Source organism: Brevundimonas diminuta ATCC 11568 (assembly GCF_000204035.1).
GTDB lineage: Bacteria > Pseudomonadota > Alphaproteobacteria > Caulobacterales > Caulobacteraceae > Brevundimonas > Brevundimonas diminuta.
In genome coordinates, this window is record NZ_GL883086.1 from 988,866 (window position 1) to 1,011,381 (window position 22,516).

Sequence of the window (22,516 nt, forward strand, 5' to 3'; positions counted from 1 at the left end):
CGGCGCCGTGGTCACGGAAGGCCAGTCCGGCGGCGCCCTGACCGTGCCGTCCGAGGCGGTGCAGACGGTCGACGGCGCCACGGTGGTCTTCATCAAGACCGATCACGGATTCCGCGCCCAGCCTGTGCTGGCCGGACGTCGAGCCGGCGGCTCCACGGAGATCCTGCGCGGCCTGACCGGGACCGAGCGCGTCGCCTCTACCAACGCCTTCCTCCTCAAGGCCGAACTGGCCAAGGGCGAAGCCGAGCACGGCCACTAAGGGAGGGGATCATGTTCAAAGCCATCATCGAGGCGTCCGTCCGCTTCCGCTGGTTCATCGTCCTGGCCACGACGCTGGTCGCCGCCTGGGGCCTGTTCCAGTTGACGAAGCTGCCGATCGACGCCGTGCCCGACATCACTAACCGCCAGGTGCAGATCAACACCGTGGCCCCCGCCCTGGCCCCCGAACAGATGGAGCGCCAGGTCACCTACCCGCTGGAAACGGCCATGGCCGGGATTCCAGGCCTTCAGAGCACCCGCTCCCTCAGCCGCAACGGTTTCAGCCAGGTGACGGTCATCTTCACCGACGCCACCGACATCTACTTCGCCCGCCAGCAGGTGGCCGAGCGGATGGCCCAGGCGCGCGAAAACCTGCCCGAAGGCGTCGAGCCCGGCCTGGCTCCGATCACCACGGGCCTGGGCGAAGTCCTGATGTGGACCGTCGACTTCAAGCCCTTCGACGCCAAGGCGGCGCGAGCTGGAAAGCCTGGCTGGCAGCCCGATGGCGCCTATCTGACGCCCGAAGGCGATCGGCTGGCGTCTCCCCAGGCGCAGGCGACCTATCTGCGCACTGTGCAGGACTGGATCATCGCGCCCCGGATGCGGACCGCGCGCGGTCTGGCGGGCGTCGACGTGAACGGCGGCTATGTGAAGGAATACGCCGTCCGACCCGACCCGGCTCGCCTGGCGGGCTACGGTCTGGGCCTGGGCGACCTGATGCAGGCGCTGGAGCGCGCCAACACCCAGGCGGGGGCCGGATACGTGCAGCGCGCGGGCGAAGCCCTGACCGTCCGCACCGACGCCTTGGCCCAAACCGTCGAGGATCTGGCTCAGGCGCCCGTGGCTAACCGCAACGGCCTGGTCGTGCGCGTCGCCGATGTGGCGACCGTGGAAATGGGCCAGGCGCCGCGCCTGGGCGGGGCCAGCCGCGACGGCCATGAAGCGGTCATCGGCACCGCCCTGATGCTGGCCGGCGAGAACAGCCGCACCGTGGCCCAGGCCGCCGCCGAACGGCTGGAAGAGATCGGCGCCAGCCTGCCGCCCGACATCGTGGCCGAGCCGGTGCTGAACCGCAGCGCCCTGGTCAACTCGACCATCAAGACGGTGGCCAAGAACCTGACCGAAGGCGCCCTGCTGGTCATCGTCGTGCTGTTCCTGCTGCTGGGGAACATCCGCGCGGCGACGATCACGGCCCTGATGATCCCGATCAGCTTCCTGTTCGCGGTCATCGGCATGAACCGCTTCGGCATCAGCGGAAACCTGATGAGCCTAGGGGCGCTGGACTTCGGCCTGCTGGTCGACGGCGCCGTGGTGGTGGTCGAGAACACCCTGCTGATGCTCAGCCAGCGCCGGGCGGATCTGGGTCGGGCCCTCACCCGACACGAACGCCTGGACGTCGCCGCCGGCGCCGCGCGGCAGATGGTCAAGCCCGCCGCCTTCGGCCAGCTGATCATCCTGCTGGTCTTCACCCCCCTGCTGATGCTGGAAGGAGTCGAGGGCAAGACCTTCATCCCCATGGGCGCCACGGTCATGCTGGCCCTGGTCGGCGCCTTCATCTTCTCCTTCACCTTCGTCCCAGCCATGACGGCCCTGCTGGTGCGAGATCCCAAGACCGTCCACGTCGACGAGAACGGCGAGGCGGAAGAGCATGAGACCTTCCTGCTGCGCCACGCGCGCCGCTGGATCGAACCGGCCATCCGTTCCGCCGTGTCGCACCCCAAGACGGTGCTGGCGGCGGCGCTCGGCGCCCTCGTCGTCGGCGGGTTCGCCTTCACCACCCTGGGCCGAGAGTTCATCCCGACGCTGGACGAGGGCGATATCGCCATGCAGGCCCTGCGCGTGCCCTCGGCCTCGCTGGAGCAGTCCCTCGCCATGCAGATGGCGCTGGAGCGGGCCATCAAGGCCCAGCCCGAGGTGAAGACCATGTTCTCGCGCACCGGCACGGCCGAGGCGGCGGTGGACCCCATGCCGCCGAACATCTCGGACGCCGTCATCGTGCTGAAGAAGCGCAAGGAATGGCCCGATCCGAAGCTGCCGAAGGAGGAGTTGATCGCCCGCATCGAAAAGGCCTCCGCCGCCCAGTTGGGCAACAGCTTCGAGTTCAGCCAGCCGATCGAACTGCGCTTCAACGAGCTGATCTCCGGGGTCCGCACCGATCTGGCGGTCATGGTCTATGGAGACGACTTCACCCAGCTTCAGGCCACGGCGGATCAGGTCGCCAACGCCCTGCGCGACACGCCCGGCTCGGCCGACGTGCGGGTGGAGCAGGCGTCGGGCCTGCCGACCCTGACGGTCAGCGTCGACCGCTTCGCCGCCGCCAACTACGGCCTGTCGGCGGCCGACGTGTCCGAAGCCGTCTCGGCGGCCATCGGCGGCGCCGAGTCTGGGCAAATCTTCGAGGGCGACCGCCGCTTCGACGTCGTGGTCCGTCTCGACGACGCCCAAAGGAACGACCCCGCCGCCCTGGCTGCCCTGCCGGTCACAACCGCGACCGGGGTGACGGTGCCCCTGTCCTCGGTCGCCCGCATCCAAGTGGCGGAAGGTCAGAACCAGATCAGCCGCAACAACGGCAGCCGCCGCATGGTGGTTCAGGCCAATGTGCGCGGCCGCGATCTGGGCGGCTTCGTCGGCGACGCCCAGGCGAGAGTTCAGCAACAGGTTCAAATGCCGGCCGGCTATTCCCTGACCTGGGGCGGCCAGTTCGAGAACCTGAAGCGGGCCGAGCAGCGCTTGGGCCTGGTCATCCCCGTGGTCTTCGTCCTGATCGGCATCCTGCTGTTCATGGCGTTGGGATCGTTCGCGGAGGCCGGGCTGGTGTTCGCCTGCGTGCCGCTGGCCCTCGTCGGCGGGGCGCTGGCCCTGCTGCTGAGGGGGATGCCCTTCTCCGTCTCGGCGGCGGTCGGCTTCATCGCCGTGTCCGGCGTCGCGACCCTGAACGGCCTGGTGTTGATGCAGGCCATCCGCGAGCGGCTGCAGGCAGGCCAGATTCCGCGTGACGCGGCCCTGCTCGGCGCCTTCAGCCGTCTGCGCGCGGTGCTGACCACGGCCATGGTCGCCATCGTCGGCTTCATCCCCATGGCCATCGCCTCGGGCGCCGGCGCCGAGGTGCAAAAGCCCTTGGCCACCGTGGTCATCGGCGGTCTCCTGACCGCCACCGCCCTGACGCTGCTGGTTCTGCCGACCTTCGCGGCCAAGGCGGTCAGGCATCGCAAGGCGGAAGGGATCGAAGACTGATGAGCGGCGGCCTCGGAGCGGAGGCGGTCCAGCGCCGCACCCTGCTGGTGGTGTTGGTCCTCAACGCCGCTCTCTTCGTGGGCCTCGGAGTCGGCGGCTTGCTCGCCGACTCCAGCGCCCTTCTCGCCAACGCCGTCGACAACGGCTCCGATGCAGCCGTCTATCTGATCGGTTTCCTCGCCGTCGGCCGGGCGATGATCTGGAAGACGCGCGCAGCCTGGCTATCGGGGATCATGCTGCTGATCTTCGCGGCCGGGGTGCTTGCAGACGTGGCGCGGCGCTGGATCGTCGGGACCGAACCCGTCGGCTGGACCATGATGGGTCTGGCCGTCGTCGCGGCGGTCGTGAACCTGATCTGCCTGATGCTGATCAGGCGTCAGGACAGCGACGACGTCAACATGCGCGCCGCCGAAACCTTCAGCTTCAATGACTTCGCCTCGAACGGCGGCATCCTCGTCGCCGGAGGCCTGGTCATGGCGCTAAACCAGGCATGGCCCGACCTTCTGGTCGGGCTGATCGTGGCGGCCATCGCCCTCAAAGGCGGTCTCGACATTCTCAAGGACGCCCGGGGCGTCGCCAATAAGGGACAAGCCCAATGAACGCCCCGGGCCGCCGCTCGGCCGCTCCGATCGATCTCCGCTCGGTTCAGCGGTGGCGCAAACTCTTCATTCTCGTGGGCCTCTTCGCCCTTCTGGCCTGGACGCTGATGGTGAAGGCCGAGCCACGGCTCGAACACGCGGTCGAGCATCTCGGTCTGATCGCCATCATGCTCTGCATCATCGGCCGCGCCTGGTGCTCCCTCTATATCGGTGGCCGCAAGAAACAGGAGATCGTGACGAGCGGCCCCTACTCCCTGTGCCGCAACCCCCTCTACGTTTTCAGCTTCATCGGCGCCTTCGGAGCCGGGGCGATGTCCGGCAGCCTGTCGGTCGGGCTGGTGTTCGTCCTTGCCTGCTGGATTGTGTTCCGCACCGTCGTCGGCCGGGAGGAGCGCTACCTGAGCGAGACGTTCGGGGAGACCTACGACGCCTATCGGCGGCGCACCCCGCGCTTCATGCCGAACCCGAGGCTCTGGCGTGATGAGGCCGAGCTTTGCATTCGTCCGACCTTCTTCGTGCGCACGATCCAGGACGGACTGTTCTTCCTTCTCGCCGTTCCGCTGTTCGAATTGCTCGAAGCGGCGCAGCAGTTCGGCTGGTTCGGCGCCGTCCTGCAATTGCCTTGAGCAAAACCTCATGGAACGCGCGCGCCTGGTGACATCCTTGACGGCTATACTAGCCGCAATCGCCTTTCTCGCCGGCGGCGCCGTGCAGGCCGCTTCCCTTGAAGCCGAGGCGAAGCGCGCCGCGCCGCAGATCGGCCCTCCACCCGCCCCCGTCTCACCTCCGGAGTTCAGACATGCCTAACACGGTCAGAATGGACATCCCCGTCCTGCTGCCGGAAGCCCCCGACGCGTCCGACGCCTGCGTCGAACGCCTCGTCAAGCGGCTCAGCAGCGCACCCGGCCTGTTCCAAGTCCATGTCGCCGAAACGAACGGCGCATCTCAACTCTGCCTCCACTACGACCCCGCTGCGCTTTCTCCAGCGGACGTCAGGCGCAAGGCGTTGCAGGCGGGCGCCGAGATCAGCCAGCGATTCGGCCATCTCATCGGTTGGGTGGAGGGCGTACGCCACGCCCGCCATGCCCGCAGGCTCGAAGCCGCCCTGGCCGAAGAACCCGGTGTTCTCGAAGCGGCTCTGGACGTGGCGGGCGCCTTGCGCCTGGAGTTCGATCACACTCGGACTAGCCGGGACGCCCTTCAGCAACGCCTCGCGGACCACAGGCTGAGATTTTCCCATTCTCCCTTCCCGCCCCCGCCCGAACGATTTGAACCCGAGAAAGGCGATCACGACCACGAAGGAACAGGCGAACATGCCGATCACGATCATGCCCATGGCGGGGTTTTCGGCGCCAACACCGAGCTCGTCTTCGCCCTGGGATCCGGCAGCGCGCTCGGCATCGGTTTCGCCCTGGAGAAACTGGTTCCGGGACTTTCCGGATGGGCGCCGCTGACGCTCTTCCTCGTCGCCTATGGGCTCGGAGGCTTCTTCACGGTCCGCGAAGCCATCGAGAACCTGAAACGCGGGCGTTTCGAGATCGACACCCTGATGTTGGTGGCGGCGGCGGGCGCGGCGGCGCTAGGCGCATGGGCGGAAGGAGCTCTACTCCTCTTTCTGTTCAGCCTGGGCCACGCGCTCGAACACTACGCTATGGGCCGCGCCAAACGGGCCATTGAGGCTCTGGCCGAACTGGCCCCGCGCACGGCGAGAGTGCGGCGGGGAGACGACCTCATAGAGACGCCGGTGGAACAGCTCGAGATCGGTGACGTGATCGTGGTGCGACCCAATGAACGCCTGCCCGCTGACGGCTTCGTCCTCTTGGGCACGACCAGCATCAACCAGGCTCCGGTCACAGGCGAAAGCATGCCGGTGGACAAGCAGCCGGTCGCCGATCCCGCAGAGGCGCGATCGGGGCGGTCCTCGATCGCCAATACCTCGGCCGTGTTCGCCGGCACCATCAACGGCGCCGGCGCCATCGAGATCGAGACCACACGCAAATCCAGCGACACCACCCTTGCCAAGGTGGTGCGGATGGTGAGCGAAGCCGAAACTCAGAAGTCGCCCACTCAAAGGTTTACCGACAAATTCGAACGCATCTTCGTGCCCGTGGTGCTCGGGCTCGCCTTCGTCCTGCTGTTCGCCTGGGTCGTGATCGACGAGCCCTTCCGCGACAGCTTCTACCGCGCCATGGCGGTGCTGGTCGCCGCCAGCCCCTGCGCCCTGGCCATCGCCACGCCTAGCGCCGTTCTGTCCGGGGTGGCGCGCGCAGCTCGGGCGGGCGTTCTGATCAAGGGCGGCGCCCCCTTGGAAAACCTCGGTTCACTCAACGCCATCGCCTTTGACAAGACCGGCACCCTGACGGAAGGCCGTCCGCGCATCACCGACATCATTCCCGTCCAAGGAACCCGCGAAGCCGATCTTCTGTCGGCGGCCGTCGCCGTCGAGCGCCTCAGCGACCATCCCCTGGCCGCCGCCATCGCGCGCGATGGCGCAGAACGTCTCGGCCAGTTCACCCCGTCTCCCGCCTCAGACCTCAGAAGCCTGACGGGGAAAGGCGTCACCGCCCGATGGGCGGGCGAGACGATCTGGATCGGCAAGCCCGAAATGTTCGGGGCGGACGGCGTCGCGCCGCTCAGCGACGAGACGACGCTCGCGGTCACCCGGCTGCGGCTCGAAGGGCGCACCCTGATGGTCGTCCGCGCCGGCGCGCGCGATCTCGGCGTGATCGGTCTTCTGGACACGCCCCGGCCGGCGGCCAGAGCGGCCTTGGCCGCGCTGCGCGATCTGGGCGTGCAACGCATGATCATGATCTCCGGCGATCATCAGAAGGCCGCCCAGGCCATCGCGGGACAGGTCGGGCTTACTGAGGCTTGGGGCGATCTCATGCCCGAAGATAAGGTGGACGCCATCAAGCGGCTTCGAGAGGAGACGAAGGTCGCTATGGTCGGCGACGGGGTCAACGACGCTCCCGCCATGGCGACCGCCACCGTCGGGATCGCCATGGGCGCCGCCGGCTCGGATGTCGCGCTGGAGACCGCGGACGTCGCTCTGATGTCCGACGACCTCGCCCAACTGCCCTTCACGGTCGGCCTAAGCCGGCGAACGCGGAGCGTCATCCGGCAAAACCTGGTCGTCAGCCTCGGCGTCGTGGCCTTTCTCGTTCCGGCCACCATCCTCGGGCTGGGCATCGGGCCCGCTGTGGCGGTCCACGAAGGCTCCACGCTGCTGGTCGTGTTTAACGCCCTGCGCCTGCTCGCCTATCAGGATCGACGCGGCACACGGCGCGCGTCGACGGAGACCCGCTCATGAAACGTATCAGCGGCCTCGCCATCATCGTCGTCTTCCTCGCTTTCTCAGCCTTCCTCTTGGGCGTGGTGACAAAGCGGGGGTCAACCGCCATCGATACAGCCGGCTCCGTCGACGCGCGCCCCATCGACGAACATGCCGGCCATGGCGACAGGCCCCAAGACAGCGCGGCGACCCGTTCCTTCAAGGAAGCGAACGAGCGGCTGCATCAGGCCATGAACATCAACTGGAGCGACAAGGCCGATGCGGACTTCATACGCCTCATGATCGCCCACAGCGAAGGCGCCGTCGCCATGGCCCGCATCGAGCTCGAACAGGGATCCGACCCTGAAGCCAAGGCGCTCGCCGAAGATGTGATCCGCAGCCGGGACGCTGAAATCCTCCGCATGCGCATCTGGCTGGCACAGCGCCAAAGGGCGGAAACGCTCGAGGGCGCCAGGCCCGGGAACTGAGGGATGAGGCGCAGGAAGTCTCCCATCCGAGGTCAGACTATCGCCTGGCGGCCTGGACGCTACGGCAAGCGGCTGCGGTCATATCGTATCCGCAGGAACACCAAACCCCGGCCGGTTATGGACAGCGTATACGCGAGCTTCAACGGCCTCGTGGGAGCAGGGGTGGTGCTCTATCTCGGCATCGTCCTGTTCAACGCGACCGGCTTGCCGCTCTACATCACTTACGGCGCAGCTCTCCCCCTGGTCGCGCTCGCCTGCGTGCTGCTGGCGCCCCGCGGCCGGACGATGCTGATCCTGAGCTTGCCATTCGCGGTGCTCTGGATCGCGGGAACCCTGTTTCTCTACGTGACGCGTCACGACATGAACCGGTCGCCTCACAATCACCCTTCCTCCGCTGCATCCGCGCAGCAGGCCGCCGAGCCCGTCGAGCGACGCGTCGCACCTCCCGGACGTTCCGGGCCGGTGTCCGTCAATTAGCGGTCACCGTCAGAGAAGCCCCTAGCGAGATCCAGCGTATCGACGTTCAAGATCAGGAGGACCGACGTGACCGAGCTGCAGGCGAAGCTGGATTACAATCGAGCCATCGGCCGACGCATCCGTGACCGACGAAAGGCGCTGGGCTTCAGCCAGGCCGCGCTCGGCAGCAAGGTCGGCTTGTCATTCCAACAGATCCAGAAGTATGAGAAGGGCCTGAACGGCCTTGCAGCCGTGCGCCTGGGCCAGCTGGCGCTGGCGCTGGCCACAACGGTTCCGCGACTCCTGGGGCTGGGGGAAGAGGACCACCCGGCGTCAGACGAACAGCGTCATCGTCTGCTTCAGGCCTGGGAGAGATTGACGCAAGCGCAGCGCGAGCCCCTGCTGCGGTATGTCGAAGCGCTCGCGCTGTCGCCATCCTCTGCGACGACAGCGGTCGAGACGACGCACATTGGCGCGGAGGCCGACGTCGATCCGACGGCGACGAGCGATAAGAAATAAGGCTTGTTCGGATGACCGGCTTGGAGGTTCCCCCTTGGAGCACCAACCGCTGAAGTTCTCAGCCCGCGTCCCCAGCACCGTCAGCTTGACTCAAATGCGCTTTGCATCTCCCCAAAACCGCATCGGAATGCCTGATGACGGTAGATATGAACGACGCGAGCGTGGGACTGACTGCCTGGTTACGACGCGTAATGATCCCCACCGACCGTTTCAGCGAAGGTTGCGACAACGATCTCCAAACCAGGCCGGACGCGGCGGTCAGTGGCATGGCCAGGCGCGGCAGGGCCGAAACGCCCAAGCCGTTCAGCACCAGGGCCCCGACTGTAGCCATCTGTGAACACTCATAGAGCGGCTTGACCGGTGATCGCACCTGGACGAAAGCGGCGTCCGTCATCAAGCGCACGCTGCTGTTGGACGCCATTGCAATGAAGGGGCGCATCTCGAAATCGCGCCAGGAAACGCGCGGGCCCACGGCCATGGGATCGTCCTCACGACAGACCAGGCCAAAACGGTCCAAGCCAATCTCCTCATAGTTGAAGAGATCATCCTTGATCGGCCGCAATGCCAAACCCAGATCCGCTCTCCCCTGAATGACTGCCTCAGCGATGTCACCCGACAGCGCGTCGATCAGTTCAAACTCGACATCCGGCGCAGTCTCGCGAAAGGCCGAGATGGCGCGAGGCAGCACAGTCGCCGAAAGGGACGGCAAACTGGCCACAACGATACGGCCACGCGCGCCCGAAGCCAACTGATCAAGAGAGTCCAGCCCCGCCTCGACCTCTCGCAGCACCCGCTCGGCGATCGGCAGCAGGTGACGACCATAGCTGCTCAACGCAACAGTTCTCGTGTCCCGATCGAACAATCGAACTCCCAACCGGTCCTCCATCAGCTTGATCGTGCGGCTAAGCGCCGGCTGGGAAATACCACAATGTTCAGCGCAAAGGCTGAAACTGCCGTGTTCTGCGACGCCCCGGAACAGCCGCAACTCCCGCAGTTCGATCTGATGCGACATAGTCCGCGCTCCCTTCGATCTATGCTAACGATGAATAAGTTGATCAGGCAATAGTCATTGTAATTCTATAAGCGACGCGAAACATAGCGTCATGTCCGATGCATACATCCGCGAAAAATCAGCTGTAAGAATCGGATCCGGAGCCGGCTTCTCCGGCGATCGGATCGAGCCGGCGGTCGTTCTGGCCGAATATGGCCGGCTGGACTATCTGGTCTTCGAATGCCTGGCCGAGCGCACGATCGCACGAGCCGTCCGATCACGCATGGCCGATCCCGATGGCGGGTACGACCCTCTGCTGATTGAGCGCATGACGGCTGTCCTGCCCACCTGCGCACGCCAGAATACGCGCATCATCAGCAATATGGGGGCGGCCAATCCCGTGGGCGCGGCCCGCGCGACGGCTGCAACAGCGCGAGGTCTAGGCTTGAGCGGCCTGAAGATCGCAGCCGTGATCGGCGACGACGTTCTGCAGATCGCCACGACACATGGCGCTCTCGACGGGTTGGCGGAGCGGGCGATCTCCGCCAACGCCTACATGGGCGCTGAGCCTGTAGTGGAGGCCCTGGCCGCAGGCGCTGACATTGTTCTGACGGGCCGGATAGCGGATTCCTCGCTGTTCCTGGCTCCGGCAGCGTTCGAGTTTGGCTGGGCTTTCGACGATTGGGAGAAGCTAGGTCGAGGCGCCATCATGGGGCATCTTCTGGAATGCGCCGGACAGGTCACCGGCGGCTATTTCGCGGACCCCGGCTACAAGACCGTGGAGGGCCTGGCCCGGCTCGGCTTCCCGCTCGCGGAGGTTTCGCCCGATGGAAGCCTCATCGTGACCAAAGTCCCAGGTACAGGCGGCGCCGTGACCGTGGCCGGCGTGAAGGAGCAGCTTCTGTATGAACTGCACGATCCTGGCAATTACCTGAGTCCCGACGTGACAGCCGACTTCTCCAGCGTGATCGTGCACCAAGCCGGACCGGACCGTGTTTCGGTCGAGCGCGGCGGCGGCCGCAAGCGCCCTGATCAACTCAAGGTTTCGGTAGGCTATCAGGACGGCTTCGTCGGCGAAGGGCAAATCTCATATGGCGGGCCGGGGGCGCAGATGCGCGGCCGGCTGGCGCTCGACATCATGCGGGAACGTCTGGATATGATGGGTGATGAAATCCTGGAGACGCGGTTTGACCTGATCGGCGTGGATTCGCTCCTGCCAGGTTCGACACGCAGAGACGACGCCGGCGAAGTTCGCGCCCGCATCGCGGCGCGCACACGAACGCTTACCGGCGCCCGCCAAGTGGGCCGAGAGGTAGACGCCCTTTACACAAACGGACCGGCAGGCGGCGGCGGCGTTTTCCAGACCGCCTATCCGGTGATCGCCATGACCTCGACCCTTCTGGATCGAAGCCTGGTCCGTCCGGATATCATCTGGGAGACCACCTGATGCGATTGCGCGAAATCGCTCACTCGAGAACCGGCGACAAGGGCGACATCTCCAATATCTCGGTCATCGCCTATGATCCGGCCGATTATGAACTGCTGGTTCGGGAGGTCACCGTCGAGCGCGTCGGAGCGTGCCTGGGAGGCACGGTGCAGGGTGAAATCGACCGTTTCGAGATCCCCGGCCTGAGCGCTCTCAATTTCGTTCTGCACAAGGCCCTGGGCGGCGGGGTGACCCGGTCCCTCGCGCTCGACGCCCACGGCAAAAGCCTGAGTTCCTATGTGCTCGCGATGGAGATCGACAAGAGCGCATAACATTGAAGTCTTAGACGTCTCCCGGCGAATAACGACGCCCCGACGGCTCAGCAGCCGGCGAGGAAGCGTCGGCGGCCGGTAAGGAACAGGGAGGAGCGGTATGGACCTTGCGCTGCAGGGCTTTTTGACGATCGGCGCCTTTCTGGGGCTGATCCTCTTTGCGCGCGTGCCGGTGACGGTGGCGCTGATCCTAGTTCCCCTGATCAGCGTCTTCATCGGCGGCCAGGCGGAGGACGTCGGCGTCATGGCGGTCGACGGACTGAAGACCGTGGCGCCCGTGGCTGCCATGATGATGTTCGCCATCCTGTATTTCGGCCTGATGATCGATGTCGGCCTGTTTGAACCCTTGGTGAAAGGGCTGTTGCGGCTGGTCCAAGACGATCCCGTCAGGCTGTGCGTTGTCACCGCCATCCTCCCCATGCTGGTGGCGCTGGACGGCGACGGAGCAACGACCTTTCTGATTTCGGTGACCGCCCTTCTGCCGGTCCATCGTCGCCTAGGCGTCAAGCCGCTCGTCCTGCCCACCATCATCGGACTGTCTGCCGGCGTGATGAATCTCCTACCCTGGGGCGGACCGACCGCGCGGGCCATGAGCGCCCTCGAGGCCGGAGTGGACGAGATATTCACGCCTGTCGCCCCGGCCATGCTGGCCGGGATCGCCTGGGTCCTTTTGGCAGCCGGCTTCCTCGGCTGGCGCGAACGCAGGCGGCTGGCCCCGGCGGGGGGGCTTCGAAACAACCGCCCTCCGCCGGAAGTCGGCGCGTCTGAGATCGACGGCTCCGCGCCGGCGGGACGCATGAACGCCCTGTTCTGGATCAATCTCGGCCTGACGGTCCTGCTCGTCGTCCTGCTGTTCCAGGACCTCTACGCCCAATGGGTTCCCCTGCCCAAGATGCCGGCGCCGCTCTTGTTCATGACGGCCTTCGTTATCGCCCTGCCTATCAACCGCCGCACGGCCAAGGCGCAGCAGGAACAATTGGCCGCCCACGCCGGGAATGTGGTGATGGTGATTACCATGATATGCGCCGCTGGCGTCTTCGCCGGAATAATGAACGGGGCCGGATTGATCACCGCCATGGCCCAGGCCGCGGCGACGAATATGCCGGCCTTCGCCGTTCCCTGGTTGAGCGGCATCGTCGCCGTCACCGGCATGCCGATGAGCCTCGTCTTCACGCCCGACGCCTATTATTTCGGCGTCCTGCCCGTTTTCGCGGAAACGGCCGCTGCCGTGGGCCACGACCCGGCTGCGATCGGCCGAGCGGCCATTCTGGGCCAGATGACCACCGGCTTCCCGCTGAGCCCGCTGACCGCCTCGACCTTCATCCTCATCGGTCTGTCCCAGGTCAGCCTGCGCGATCACCAGAAACACATGTTCCTCTGGGCGTTCGGAACAACCCTGGTGATGACCGCCGTCGCCGCCCTGACGGGCGCGCTGTGAAACCTTAAGCCACAAGGAGCCCACCATGCCCGATGACGCCACCTCCCCCGCCCCGCGACTCCACCGACGCATTGGGACCAGGCCGATGCTGGCGGGCGCCTCAGCCATTACCTTTCTGGTCGGAACTGCCGAGGCTTCCGCACCCGACAGCGCTACCCAGTGCCGCGCCATGGCCGAACAGCACCTGCCCGGCGCCCGGGTTATCGAGGCGACCGTGGTCCCCGCTGGCGAGTTGGCCGTTCCCGGACAGGCGGCCGTGGGCGACCTGCCAACATTGTGTCGCATCCAGGGTGTGGCGGAGCCGACGGATCGGTCGCGGATCGGCTTTGAGGTCTGGATGCCGCTCGCCGCCTGGAACGGACGCATCCACATGGTCGGCAACGGCGGCTACAGTTCCTCGATCCGATACAACCTGATGGGCAATCTTGTCCGTCGGGGAGACGTCGCGGTGGCGACCGACACCGGCCATGTGGGCGACGATCTGGAATTCGGCTTCGACAATCGCGAGGCCATCGCCGACTGGGGTCATCGCGCAGTCCATGAATCCATCCGCGCAGGCAAGGCGCTGACCCAGACCTATTACGGCGCCGCGCCGCGCCAGTCCTATTTCTCCGGCTGCTCGACAGGCGGCCATCAGGGGCTGACGGCGGCCCAACGCTATCCTGGTGATTTCGACGGCATCATCGCCGGCGCGCCAGGGGCTAACCGCACCAACTTGAATTTCGGCTTCCTGTGGCAATTTCTTCAGAACCATGCGCCAGGAGACAACCTCAATCCGATCCTCACCCGTGCCGACCTTCAACTGGTCAGCCGGAAGGCGCTTCGCGACTGCGACGGCCTGGACGGCGTCGCCGACGGGATAGTGGTCGACCCGCGCCGATGCACCGTCGATCTGGCGGACCTGCGTTGCCGACCGGGCGAGGAAGCCGCGACCTGCCTGACGGATCGCAAGATCAGCGCCTTGAGCGGCATGCGTCAAGGCGCCCGGCGCGCGGACACGGGCGAGACCATCTACCCCGCCTGGCCGGTCGGCAGCGAATATGTCGAGGGACAGGGTCTGGCCGAGGGCTGGGACGTCTACTGGGCCAACCCGCGCAAGCCGGACGAGCCGCAGCGCATCGACTATTTCCGCCGTTGGTCGCTGAACGACCCGGAATGGAACTGGTGGAGCTTCGACTGGTCGACCGGGGTGGATCGGATTCGCGCCGCCATGGCGCCGCTGACGGACGCGGTGAACCCAGACCTGTCGGCCTTCCGGGCGAGAGGCGGCAAGCTCATCCTGTTCATCGGCTGGCAGGACCCCGTGGTGTCCGCCTATGACACGATCGACTATTTCGACCGGGTGATCGATACGGCCGGCGGCGACGTCTCCGACTTCGCCCAACTGTATCTCGTCCCCGGCATGGGCCACTGCGCCCTGGGCGGCGGCGCCACCAACTTCTCGACCTCGACTCGCAACTCTATGCCGCTGGTCGCCGATGCCGATCACGACATGAGCCTCGCTTTGGAGCGATGGGTCGAGGAGGGCGTCGCTCCCCGGCGCATCGTAGCGGCGCGCTATCGCGGCAGCACGCCGGCCAGCGGGGTGGAACTGACCCGTCCGCTGTGCCCTTATCCGGCGGTCCCCGTCTATGACGGCCGAGGCGACCCCGCCCTCGCATCCAGCCACCAGTGCCGCCCCCCGACCTAAGGCTCCGCAATAGGATACGGAAAAGCCCGAGCCCGCATAGGCGAGCCCGGGCTTCTGCGTCGCCGGAAGTTTGGCGCCGATGGCCTGCAAGGATCAAGGCAGGACGGGATGACGACGCGCGTTCTCAATGTAGCGGTCGGCGTCCTCCTGAAGCATAAAACGCGCCTGGACCAGCCGGCGAGCGGAAGCCTCGACCGCCGCGACATAGCCCGCCTGATCGCCATAGCGTTCCTCCAACGACGGCCGCTCGTCGCCCGCAGACACCCGGGCGGCGCGCGTCTTGTGGAACGGGATGAAGGCGCCGTTCAGATTGTCCAGATCCTCAAAATCCGGGTTGGCGGCATAGTTGAAGCCGAGATTGGTGCCCAGGGGCGCTTCAATTGCGATTCCGCGAACGCCTGCGATATCATGACCGTCGCCGTCGACCTGAGGCACCAGGATCGCATAGTCGCGTCCGAGATTGTGCGGCGGCTGATAATCCATGATCCCGCTCTCGTCCTCGGCGCGATAACGCGGGCCGAAATTCAGAAGCGGACGCTGGACATAGAGGCCTCTATACTCGAAGTCCGGGATGGATCCCTTATGGCCCTCCCCGTCCCAGACCAGACCGCGCATGGCGGGAAAGCGCAGTTGATCAGGCCTGACCAAGGTGCCGTCCTCGATGCGGGGAATGCGGCTGGCCGGCGGCTCGCGTCCGTCGACGACCCATTCCTCCAGCGCCAGGAACAGGGCCCTTTGGTGAGAGTCGATGTATGTCGCCAGCGGCCCGATCGGATAGGCGGCGCGATCCGGGTTGAAGCGCGGCAGCGCGGCGTCCCGGTGCTGGGTGCTGGAGTGGAGATAGATGCGCAGATTGTCGGGCTGTTGCAGGTCCCGGAGGCCATAGGCGTCGGTCAGCCCCGAGGACCCCTGCAGCGCCCAGAGCTCTGAACTGCTCCAGCTCATGAACACCTTGGGACAGGTGTCGGACAGGCTGCAGCGGGCGAAGATTCCTCCCGTCCGGCCCGCGACATTGTCCACATAATCCGGCGCAAAGCCTCGCGGCCCGAGTTGGGCCGGCGCCGAAAAGTCCGTCCGCGCGCCCCCGCCGCCGCCCGGGATGGAGAAGCGGGCGTTCACATTGGTGAGCCGCGCCCCCACCAGGGAGTAAACGCCGTCAAACACGCGGCGCCCCCCAAGGTCCTCATTGAAACCCAGATGGATGAAGGTCTTCATGAAGTTGCCGGTCTGCGATCGGCCGGAGCCGATGGCGTAACGAACCAGGCCGCGTGCGGGATTGGCCAAACCTTCGCGATCCGCATCCTCGTAACGCAGAAACGAGACCAGGTCGCGGATCGCCGCCAACCCCAGTCCCATAACGATGGGATCTCGGGCGGTGTAAATGATCTCGTAGAAGGAATTCGGGTCGACGCCGCCCTTGACGCAGATGCGGGTCGGATCCGGCTTGCCCGGAAAAGGGTGGGAGGCGTCGCAGGCGGCAAAGGCCCAGTCGCTGTTGGCGATCGGAATACGAGCGTCTGAATATTTCACCCGGCGCGACAGGCGGTAATCGGGTCCGCTGTTGTCCATGGAGGCCGGGGCATAGGGTTTCATCGTGCCGTTGAACGGCCCGCCTGGCAGTCGTAGGTCCGTAGCGCCTGTCGTCGGGATCAGATCGGCGCGATAGGGACCCGTTATCGATGAGCCGTCGGGATTGCGCGCCACCGGCGCCGTAAGCGTCATCCGCTCCGGCCCGGTCTTGGGCACGTCGCCCTGCCAACCAGCGTAGAGGATGACCTCACCTCGCCGAAGAAAAAGAGGATCGGGCGGATAGTGGATCAGATTGCCCCGGTTCGGCGTGTTGTACTGAAGGACGCCGTTCGCACGCGATCCGTCCGCCGGCACATAGAGGATGAAGTCGGTAGAATACTCGACGTAGCCGCGCGCGTTGCGTGGGGCGAGGTTTAGGTCCTGAATGATGGCGTTTTGGCCTTCCGCCGGGTCGACCTCGCCGATCACCGCCCCTTTCAACACCTGATACGCGCCGGCTCCATCCTCGCCGGCCAAGGTCTCTCGGCTATCAATTCGGAAGGTGAAGGCGGGTTCCGCCAGAGCCGGCGCGGCCGTCGTCCACAACCCGACGACCATCATAAAAGCGACGGCGGCTGTATCGCATTTCATCAGCTTGCTTCCCTTGGGCTCAAAACGTCTGGCGAAGGGCCACGTAGAATCGACGGCCGATGACGTCGTACAGGGTGGCGTCGGTGCTGCCCGGCGTGCCGTTGATGGTGACCGGCTCGGGGTCGAAGGCGTTTATCACGCCGAAGCGTAAATCGGTCGCCTCGCTCAGCGACCAGCGCGCCTCGAGATCGACATAGCTGGCCGCCTTTGCAGACGGAGTCGTATTGGCTGGATTGGTGATCCGAGCCGTCGCCTTCATCTCGTCGATGAAGCGATGACGCGCCATAAACTGGAAATCACCGACGTCATACCGGGCCGTCGTGACCAGCTTCCACTCGGGCCGCCCTTGGAAGCCGGCGGAGTCGCGGAAGGGGTCGCCTGTGAAACTCTGTGTTTCGTACTTCTGCAGGCGGGTCGCCACCATATTGAGCGAGAGCGAGCCCGCATCCGGAAGGCCCAGATCGACAAGGTCCGCGCGCCAGTCCGCCTGCATGTCAAAGCCCGAGGTGCGGAAGGCGGCCAGATTCAGCATGGGCTGGCGAGACGCCTGAGTGATAACGCCCGTCGCCGGGTCGCGAGCGATCTGCTGACAGTAGATATTGCTGTTCGCAAAAGTCGGATTGTTGTCGAAACACTCCGACAGGCTGCTGCCGATCGTCAACGGTCCGATCGCATCTTCGACGCTGATGTCATAATAGTCGATGGAACCGGATATGTTGCTCAGCCAGGGCGTCTGGAACGGCGAACGGAACACCAGGCCGATCGCATAGGTGTCGGCCGTTTCGGGGATCAGGTTCAGGCCGCTGGTGGTTGTCGCTGTCACCGTGTTGATGTTGTAGACATAGCTGTCGATCAGCCCGACCGGGACGCCCTGCGCCAGACACAGCTCTCGCACCGAAGCCGCGTTTTCGCTTGCACGATAGCGCGATCGAATATCGCAGGGATCGCCTGCGCCCGTGGTGGTGGAGCCGATGGTTGAAGCCGTCTTCACTGACGGCGCAAACAGTTCGCCGGCGCTCGGCGCGCGGATGGCCCGGGCGACCCCGCCCCTGAATTCCAGCAGGTCGTTCACCCGCCAGTTGGCGGTCGCCTTATAGGTCGAGACTGTGTCGACGTCGGCGTAGTCCGACACACGATAGCCCAGGTTAAGCTCCAGGCTCCGGACCAGAGGCAGATTGGCCAGCACGGGGATCAACACCTCCCCATAAACTTCCTTCACCTGAGTCCGTCCTTGCGTCGGCATCGCCTGGTTCGGCGAAATCACGTCGCCGGAGATATGCAGAGAATCCGGGTTGAAGGCGTAGGTGTTGCGCCGGAAGGACAGGCCCGCCGCGAATCGCACCTCGCCTGCCGGCAAGGTGAGCAGACCGCCTTGCAGGTTCAGTTCGGCGTCCGTCTGGCTGTATTCGCTGGTGTCCTTGGGCGAACGCCGCAGGAAGTTCAGGCAGGAAGCAGACAGCGCGGTCATACCAAACGGATCGAACCCTCCGTCGCACAAGGACGCGCCGCCGTCTGGGGCGTTCAACAGCTGCTGGGTTCCCGACAGCGAGGTCCATCCCGTCAACTGACGCGTCTCGTCCGTCCGGCCATATGAGACGTGCCCCTGCCAGGACCAGTCGCGATACGGCAGGGCCCCGGAGAGACCCAACACCACCTGGCCGACGCCATAGCTGAGATCGGTGCGCCGAGGTCCCGCGTATAGCGTCCGTTTTTCAAACGAGAACGCAGCGTTGGGATCTGGTCGTGAAGCCAGAAGAGCGCGCAAGTCCGCCGGAATGAAGGGGTTCGTCACCGGCACGGTGAGACCGGTCGTCGCATCCGCCACCGCCGCCGCCAATTGGGTCGTTGAATCGTAAACGGTATAGTTGAACTGCAGCTGAGCCTTGACCGTGTCGGTGAGGTCGTAGTCGACCGCGCCGAAGATCGATCCGCGCGTCTGCGGCGTCTGCAAGTAGGTGTCGACCCCATTGAAGCCGACCGAAGAACCATTGTTGGTGAAGCCCATCTCGGCGCCCGGGCCGCGATAGTTGACCACGGAACGCCCCGTGGCGAACAAGGTGCCGTCATCATTGAAGCCGAAGGTGCTGGTAGCTTGGACGGTTCCCGGCGCCACTCCGTACTGGGCGAACACCATATCTACGGCAGACTGGCTCGGTCGATTGGCCGACGCCGGCAACAGGCCCTGGGGGATGGTCGCCGAAGCCGTCTGCTGACGCAGATAGAAGTCACGATCCACCGTCAGGATGGTCTCGCGCCGGCCATAGCCCGCCGACAGGACCGCATGGCCGCGACCGTCGGCGAAGGCCCCGCCGGCGGTGACATCCAAACGGAGGGTTTCGTCGTCGCCCTGACCAGACAGGCCATATTGAGCGTCGATCTGAAAGCCCTCGAAACGACGGTTGAGCTTGAAGTTCACCACCCCGGCCACGGCGTCGGATCCATAGGTCGAAGACGCGCCCCCCGTGATCACCTCGACGCCCGAAATGAGCGCGCGAGGGATGGTGGTGATATCCACGACATTGTTCCCCGAGGAGGGTTGCAGACGGCGGCCGTCCAGCAGCACCAGGGTCCGCGAAGCGCCCAAGCCGCGTAGATCCACCGTGCCCTGCGCGCTCCCGCGCAATTGACCGGAGGTCGACGTGTTCCCTGGCGTGAACTGGGGCATCTGCGCCAGCGCGGCCTCGACCGGCGCCCCTCCGGACGCCTCGATGAATTCCTTGCCGACTGTGACGACAGGGCTCTCCGCCTGGTAGTCTCGTCGCGAAATCCGGCTTCCGGTCACTACGATTTCACCGAGCTGGGTGGCTTGGTCAGCCGGCGCGGCGATCTCCGGCGGAGTGCTGTCGGAAGCCGCCTCCTGCCCACAAACTTGAGACGCAAAAAAGACGGTTGCAAAGGCTGCTGTCGACGACAGCAGATTCTGGCGCAGCTTCATGTCATCCTCCCACGGCGCGCTATTGTCGCGCGCTCAGATCAACCGCGTTGTTAAGACGCGGATAGAACTTGTTGGATCGAAGCTTTCGGAGATCTCGCCGCCCGGTCGCTCGACCTTTTATAAGGCCAACACGCGTGTTGCATCAGGACAAATGCTTTTTTGGTATAAGCTTATCGGATCGCCGCACCGAACGCGGACATCACCCGGATAAGGGGCAAAAAGGCGAGCGGGGGCACCTCACGAATCCAGCCAGCGCAGGCGCTCAGGCGCATTCGAACGACTTTGACGATAATCGGCGGACCGCTCGACGAGAGCATCGTAATTCAACTCTCGGTCGTTCTCAGATCGTGGAAGAAAAGTTGCGAGCCCGTGCGCATTCTGCTCCTCATCGACGACAAGCTCCATTTCGGCGCACGCTGAAACGGCGCAATCTGGCCGGCCCCTCCCGATCAAGGCGTGGAGCCGCCGCGATCTAACCAGGGTAAAGGAAGGATTAAGATTGATATGAACGCGCCGACCGAGGCCGTCACGCTCCGCACGCTCGACATGCACACGGCCGGAGAACCTGTCCGCATCGTGGAAGCGGGCTATCCTGAGTTGGTCGGAGCGACCCTTCTCGAAAAGCGACGCGACGCGCATCGGAATCATGACCACCTTCGGCGCGCCTTGATGCTCGAACCGCGCGGCCATGCCGACATGTATGGCGTCATCCCGACCTCAGCCTGTCACCCGGACGCCGATTTCGCCGCGCTGTTCACGCACCAGGAAGGCTACAGCACCATGTGCGGTCATGCCACGCTCGCCCTGGGCCGGTGGGCGGTCGACAGCGGCCGGGTCCGGATCGGGGATGACCGCGCCAGGTTCAAGCTGGAAGCGCCTTGCGGCGTGGTGGACGTGGAAGTCTGGAAAGACGCCGAAGAGGTGCGGGTGGCGTTTGAAAGCGTCGAGGCCTATTGCCCTGAGTTGGATCAGGCGGTCGAAGTGCCCGGGTTCGGATCCGTTCAACTCGACATCGCCTTCGGGGGCGCGTTCTACGCCGTGCTTCCCGCATCGAGGCTCGGCCTGTCCCTCATGGACACGCCCTTGGCCGAACTGGCGGCGGCAGCCGTCGCAATCACCGATGCAGTGCGCGCAACCCTGCCGGTGCGACATCCTTCAGAACCCGATCTCGGCTTCCTCTACGGGACGATCCTCACCGACGACACGCCGCTGGGCGATCACGGCGGGCTGCCGAGCTACAATCTGTGCGTTTTCGCCGAGGGGCAAATCGACCGTTCTCCGACCGGCAGCGGCGTAACGGCGCGCATCGCACTGTGCGCCGCGAGAGGCGAGATGCAGCCAGGCCAATCCTGCGAAATTCGCGGCGTCTCCGGCCAGGGCTTCACCGGGACCCTGGCGCGAGTCTCGGAGGACGAGCGGGGGATCGTCTCACGGGTCAGGGTGGAGGGAACCTCGCATTACATCGGACGCTCGGAGTTTGTCTGCGAACCTTCAGATCCATTCGCCTGGGGCTTTGAATTGCCCGTCAAGCTAAACGCGTTGTCCAGATGATCACGCCCTGCCCCAAACTCGATCCCTAAGCCCTTGCGAGACGCCTCCGATGATCAGAAAGGCGCGGAACCCTTCTCAACCCGGGCGCGCGGAGGGGCGCTGCAGGGATGCGGACGTCACGAGAAAGGCGCTGCTTCGGTCCGCGGCCGAACTGTTCGCCGAACACGGATTCGACAAGGTGCGCGTGCGCGCCATAGGCCACAGGGCGAATGTGGATCCTTCCCTGATCAACCGCTACTTCGGAGGGAAGGAAGATCTTTTCTCGGAGGTCGTGAAGGCTTGTCATTCCGGTTGGCGTGACAGCTGGAGCGAACGGGTCGCCCTCGCCGAAAAACTCGTCGACGAGGCGCTTTTCGGCGACGGAGCCACGCCGCTTCTTCTGGGTGCGCACATCCTGCTCCGTTCAAGCGGCTCTGAGCGTGCGCGTCGTATTATCGACGCTACACTCGGGACTGACGCCTACGCAGAGCTCGAAGCCTGGGTCGGAGGTGAAAACGCCGACATTCGCGCTCGGCTGCTCATGGCGACGATCGGGGGAGTCATGCTGGCGCGAGACTTGGGCGGCGATTTCGATATGTCGCCGGCAAGGCAGGACGCGCTTCGCGCCCAGCTTGTCCTTTCTCTGCAGCTCCTTCTCCACGTCAAACCGCCGAACATCTGAGGGCCGCTCGACGGTATCACGCCCACGAGCATTATGAGCATCCGCGACAAATGGCCGGATATCGTAAAGACGGTCAGCCGCCGCTCGCCCGTGTAGGGCGCCCAGTGCATTGAGCGAAAAGTGCAATCGCCCGATCGCAAACCGCACAATGGCCAGCACAGCAATCCCGCATCAGGAAGGCCAAGAGACCCGACAAGCGCGTGAAAGCCGCGCTGTAAATAATCCAGCGCCCGGCCCGACGGCTCTCGATCAGACCAGCCGCCTCGAGTTGCCCGAGGTGAAAGGACAGGCGCGACACAGGCGCGCCCTCGAGCGCGTCAGCGATAGAGCCCAGCCCGCAGCCCCTCGGCGCCTGCAACAATCAACAAGCGCACGATGCGCAGGCGCGTTTTGTTGGAGATGGCGGCAAGCGCCTTCACCGCTTGATCTTCGTCCACCATCGCCCCATCATTCGCCAATAATTGAAATGCCGCCCCCGCCTCCCCCACCAGTTCAGAGCGTGCGGCT

17 protein-coding genes and 1 pseudogene are annotated in these 22,516 nt (G+C 65.1%); 14 read left to right on the forward strand and 4 right to left on the reverse strand.

All coding sequences use genetic code 11. The features are described from left to right. From BDIM_RS08660 to BDIM_RS08695, 8 genes and pseudogenes are all read left to right on the forward strand, one after another. Positions 1 to 259 (forward strand): annotated as a pseudogene (locus tag BDIM_RS08660) (efflux RND transporter periplasmic adaptor subunit); the annotation flags it as partial. Between the two features lie 11 nt (positions 260 to 270). After that, entirely contained in the window at positions 271 to 3,492 is a 3,222-nt protein-coding gene (locus BDIM_RS08665; protein WP_003165203.1) for an efflux RND transporter permease subunit, read from the forward strand. Next, entirely contained in the window at positions 3,492 to 4,091 is a 600-nt protein-coding gene (locus BDIM_RS08670) for a cation efflux transmembrane domain-containing protein (protein ID WP_003165204.1), read from the forward strand. Before BDIM_RS08665 ends, BDIM_RS08670 begins: the two co-directional genes overlap by 1 nt. Further along, the gene (locus BDIM_RS08675; RefSeq protein WP_003165205.1) at positions 4,088 to 4,717 is read left to right on the forward strand and encodes a methyltransferase family protein; all 630 of its coding nucleotides are present in this window, start codon (positions 4,088 to 4,090) and stop codon (positions 4,715 to 4,717) included. Before BDIM_RS08670 ends, BDIM_RS08675 begins: the two co-directional genes overlap by 4 nt. A 173-nt stretch (positions 4,718 to 4,890) precedes the next feature. Continuing rightward, positions 4,891 to 7,401, forward strand: a complete 2,511-nt coding sequence (locus tag BDIM_RS08680) for a heavy metal translocating P-type ATPase (RefSeq protein ID WP_035285029.1) — start codon at positions 4,891 to 4,893, stop codon at positions 7,399 to 7,401. Further along, positions 7,398 to 7,850, forward strand: coding sequence for a DUF305 domain-containing protein (locus BDIM_RS08685; protein ID WP_003169256.1), 453 nt, complete (start codon positions 7,398 to 7,400; stop codon positions 7,848 to 7,850). The genes BDIM_RS08680 and BDIM_RS08685 overlap by 4 nt, the downstream gene beginning before the upstream one ends. 162 nt (positions 7,851 to 8,012) lie before the next feature. Beyond that, the gene (locus BDIM_RS08690) at positions 8,013 to 8,327 is read left to right on the forward strand and encodes a hypothetical protein (RefSeq protein WP_003165207.1); all 315 of its coding nucleotides are present in this window, start codon (positions 8,013 to 8,015) and stop codon (positions 8,325 to 8,327) included. Between the two features lie 66 nt (positions 8,328 to 8,393). Beyond that, positions 8,394 to 8,825, forward strand: coding sequence for a helix-turn-helix domain-containing protein (locus tag BDIM_RS08695; RefSeq protein ID WP_003165208.1), 432 nt, complete (start codon positions 8,394 to 8,396; stop codon positions 8,823 to 8,825). A 58-nt stretch (positions 8,826 to 8,883) separates the two neighbouring features. Here BDIM_RS08695 and BDIM_RS08700 read toward each other — a convergent pair whose 3' ends face one another. Beyond that, entirely contained in the window at positions 8,884 to 9,837 is a 954-nt protein-coding gene (locus tag BDIM_RS08700) for a LysR family transcriptional regulator (protein WP_003165209.1), read from the reverse strand. Positions 9,838 to 9,928: 91 nt separating this feature from the next. On the opposite strand from BDIM_RS08700, the gene BDIM_RS08705 reads away from it, so the two are divergent. The 4 genes from BDIM_RS08705 (at position 9,929) to BDIM_RS08720 (ending at position 14,702) form a co-directional block, all read left to right on the forward strand. After that, a complete protein-coding gene (locus tag BDIM_RS08705) occupies positions 9,929 to 11,263 on the forward strand; it encodes an acyclic terpene utilization AtuA family protein (protein ID WP_003165210.1) in 1,335 nt (444 codons plus the stop codon). Beyond that, the gene (locus BDIM_RS08710) at positions 11,263 to 11,574 is read left to right on the forward strand and encodes an AtuA-related protein (protein WP_003165211.1); all 312 of its coding nucleotides are present in this window, start codon (positions 11,263 to 11,265) and stop codon (positions 11,572 to 11,574) included. Before BDIM_RS08705 ends, BDIM_RS08710 begins: the two co-directional genes overlap by 1 nt. 100 nt (positions 11,575 to 11,674) lie before the next feature. Next, positions 11,675 to 13,012 carry a CitMHS family transporter gene (locus BDIM_RS08715; protein ID WP_003165212.1) on the forward strand — a complete coding sequence of 446 codons (1,338 nt, stop codon included), beginning with the start codon at positions 11,675 to 11,677 and terminating at the stop codon, positions 13,010 to 13,012. Positions 13,013 to 13,181: 169 nt separating this feature from the next. Then, positions 13,182 to 14,702 (forward strand): tannase/feruloyl esterase family alpha/beta hydrolase, encoded by a 1,521-nt coding sequence (locus tag BDIM_RS08720; protein WP_040345565.1) that lies wholly within the window; start codon positions 13,182 to 13,184, stop codon positions 14,700 to 14,702. Between the two features lie 93 nt (positions 14,703 to 14,795). Here the strand turns inward: BDIM_RS08720 and BDIM_RS08725 are convergent, their stop codons facing one another. Continuing rightward, positions 14,796 to 16,862, reverse strand: a complete 2,067-nt coding sequence (locus tag BDIM_RS08725; RefSeq protein ID WP_003165214.1) for an alpha/beta hydrolase domain-containing protein — start codon at positions 16,860 to 16,862, stop codon at positions 14,796 to 14,798. A 19-nt stretch (positions 16,863 to 16,881) separates the two neighbouring features. Continuing rightward, on the reverse strand, positions 16,882 to 19,797 hold the full coding sequence (locus BDIM_RS08730; protein ID WP_003165215.1) for a TonB-dependent receptor domain-containing protein: 2,916 nt from the start codon (positions 19,795 to 19,797) through the stop codon (positions 16,882 to 16,884). Between the two features lie 504 nt (positions 19,798 to 20,301). Between BDIM_RS08730 and BDIM_RS08735 the strand changes: the two genes are divergently transcribed. Both BDIM_RS08735 and BDIM_RS08740 read left to right on the forward strand, forming a co-directional pair. Next, complete coding sequence (locus tag BDIM_RS08735) at positions 20,302 to 21,348, forward strand: proline racemase family protein (RefSeq protein WP_003165218.1); 1,047 nt, start codon at positions 20,302 to 20,304, stop codon at positions 21,346 to 21,348. Positions 21,349 to 21,397: 49 nt separating this feature from the next. Then, positions 21,398 to 22,009 (forward strand): TetR/AcrR family transcriptional regulator, encoded by a 612-nt coding sequence (locus tag BDIM_RS08740; protein WP_040345568.1) that lies wholly within the window; start codon positions 21,398 to 21,400, stop codon positions 22,007 to 22,009. 317 nt (positions 22,010 to 22,326) lie between these two features. Here the strand turns inward: BDIM_RS08740 and BDIM_RS18585 are convergent, their stop codons facing one another. Beyond that, the gene (locus tag BDIM_RS18585; protein WP_003165222.1) at positions 22,327 to 22,449 is read right to left on the reverse strand and encodes a hypothetical protein; all 123 of its coding nucleotides are present in this window, start codon (positions 22,447 to 22,449) and stop codon (positions 22,327 to 22,329) included. Positions 22,450 to 22,516 lie beyond the last annotated feature (67 nt).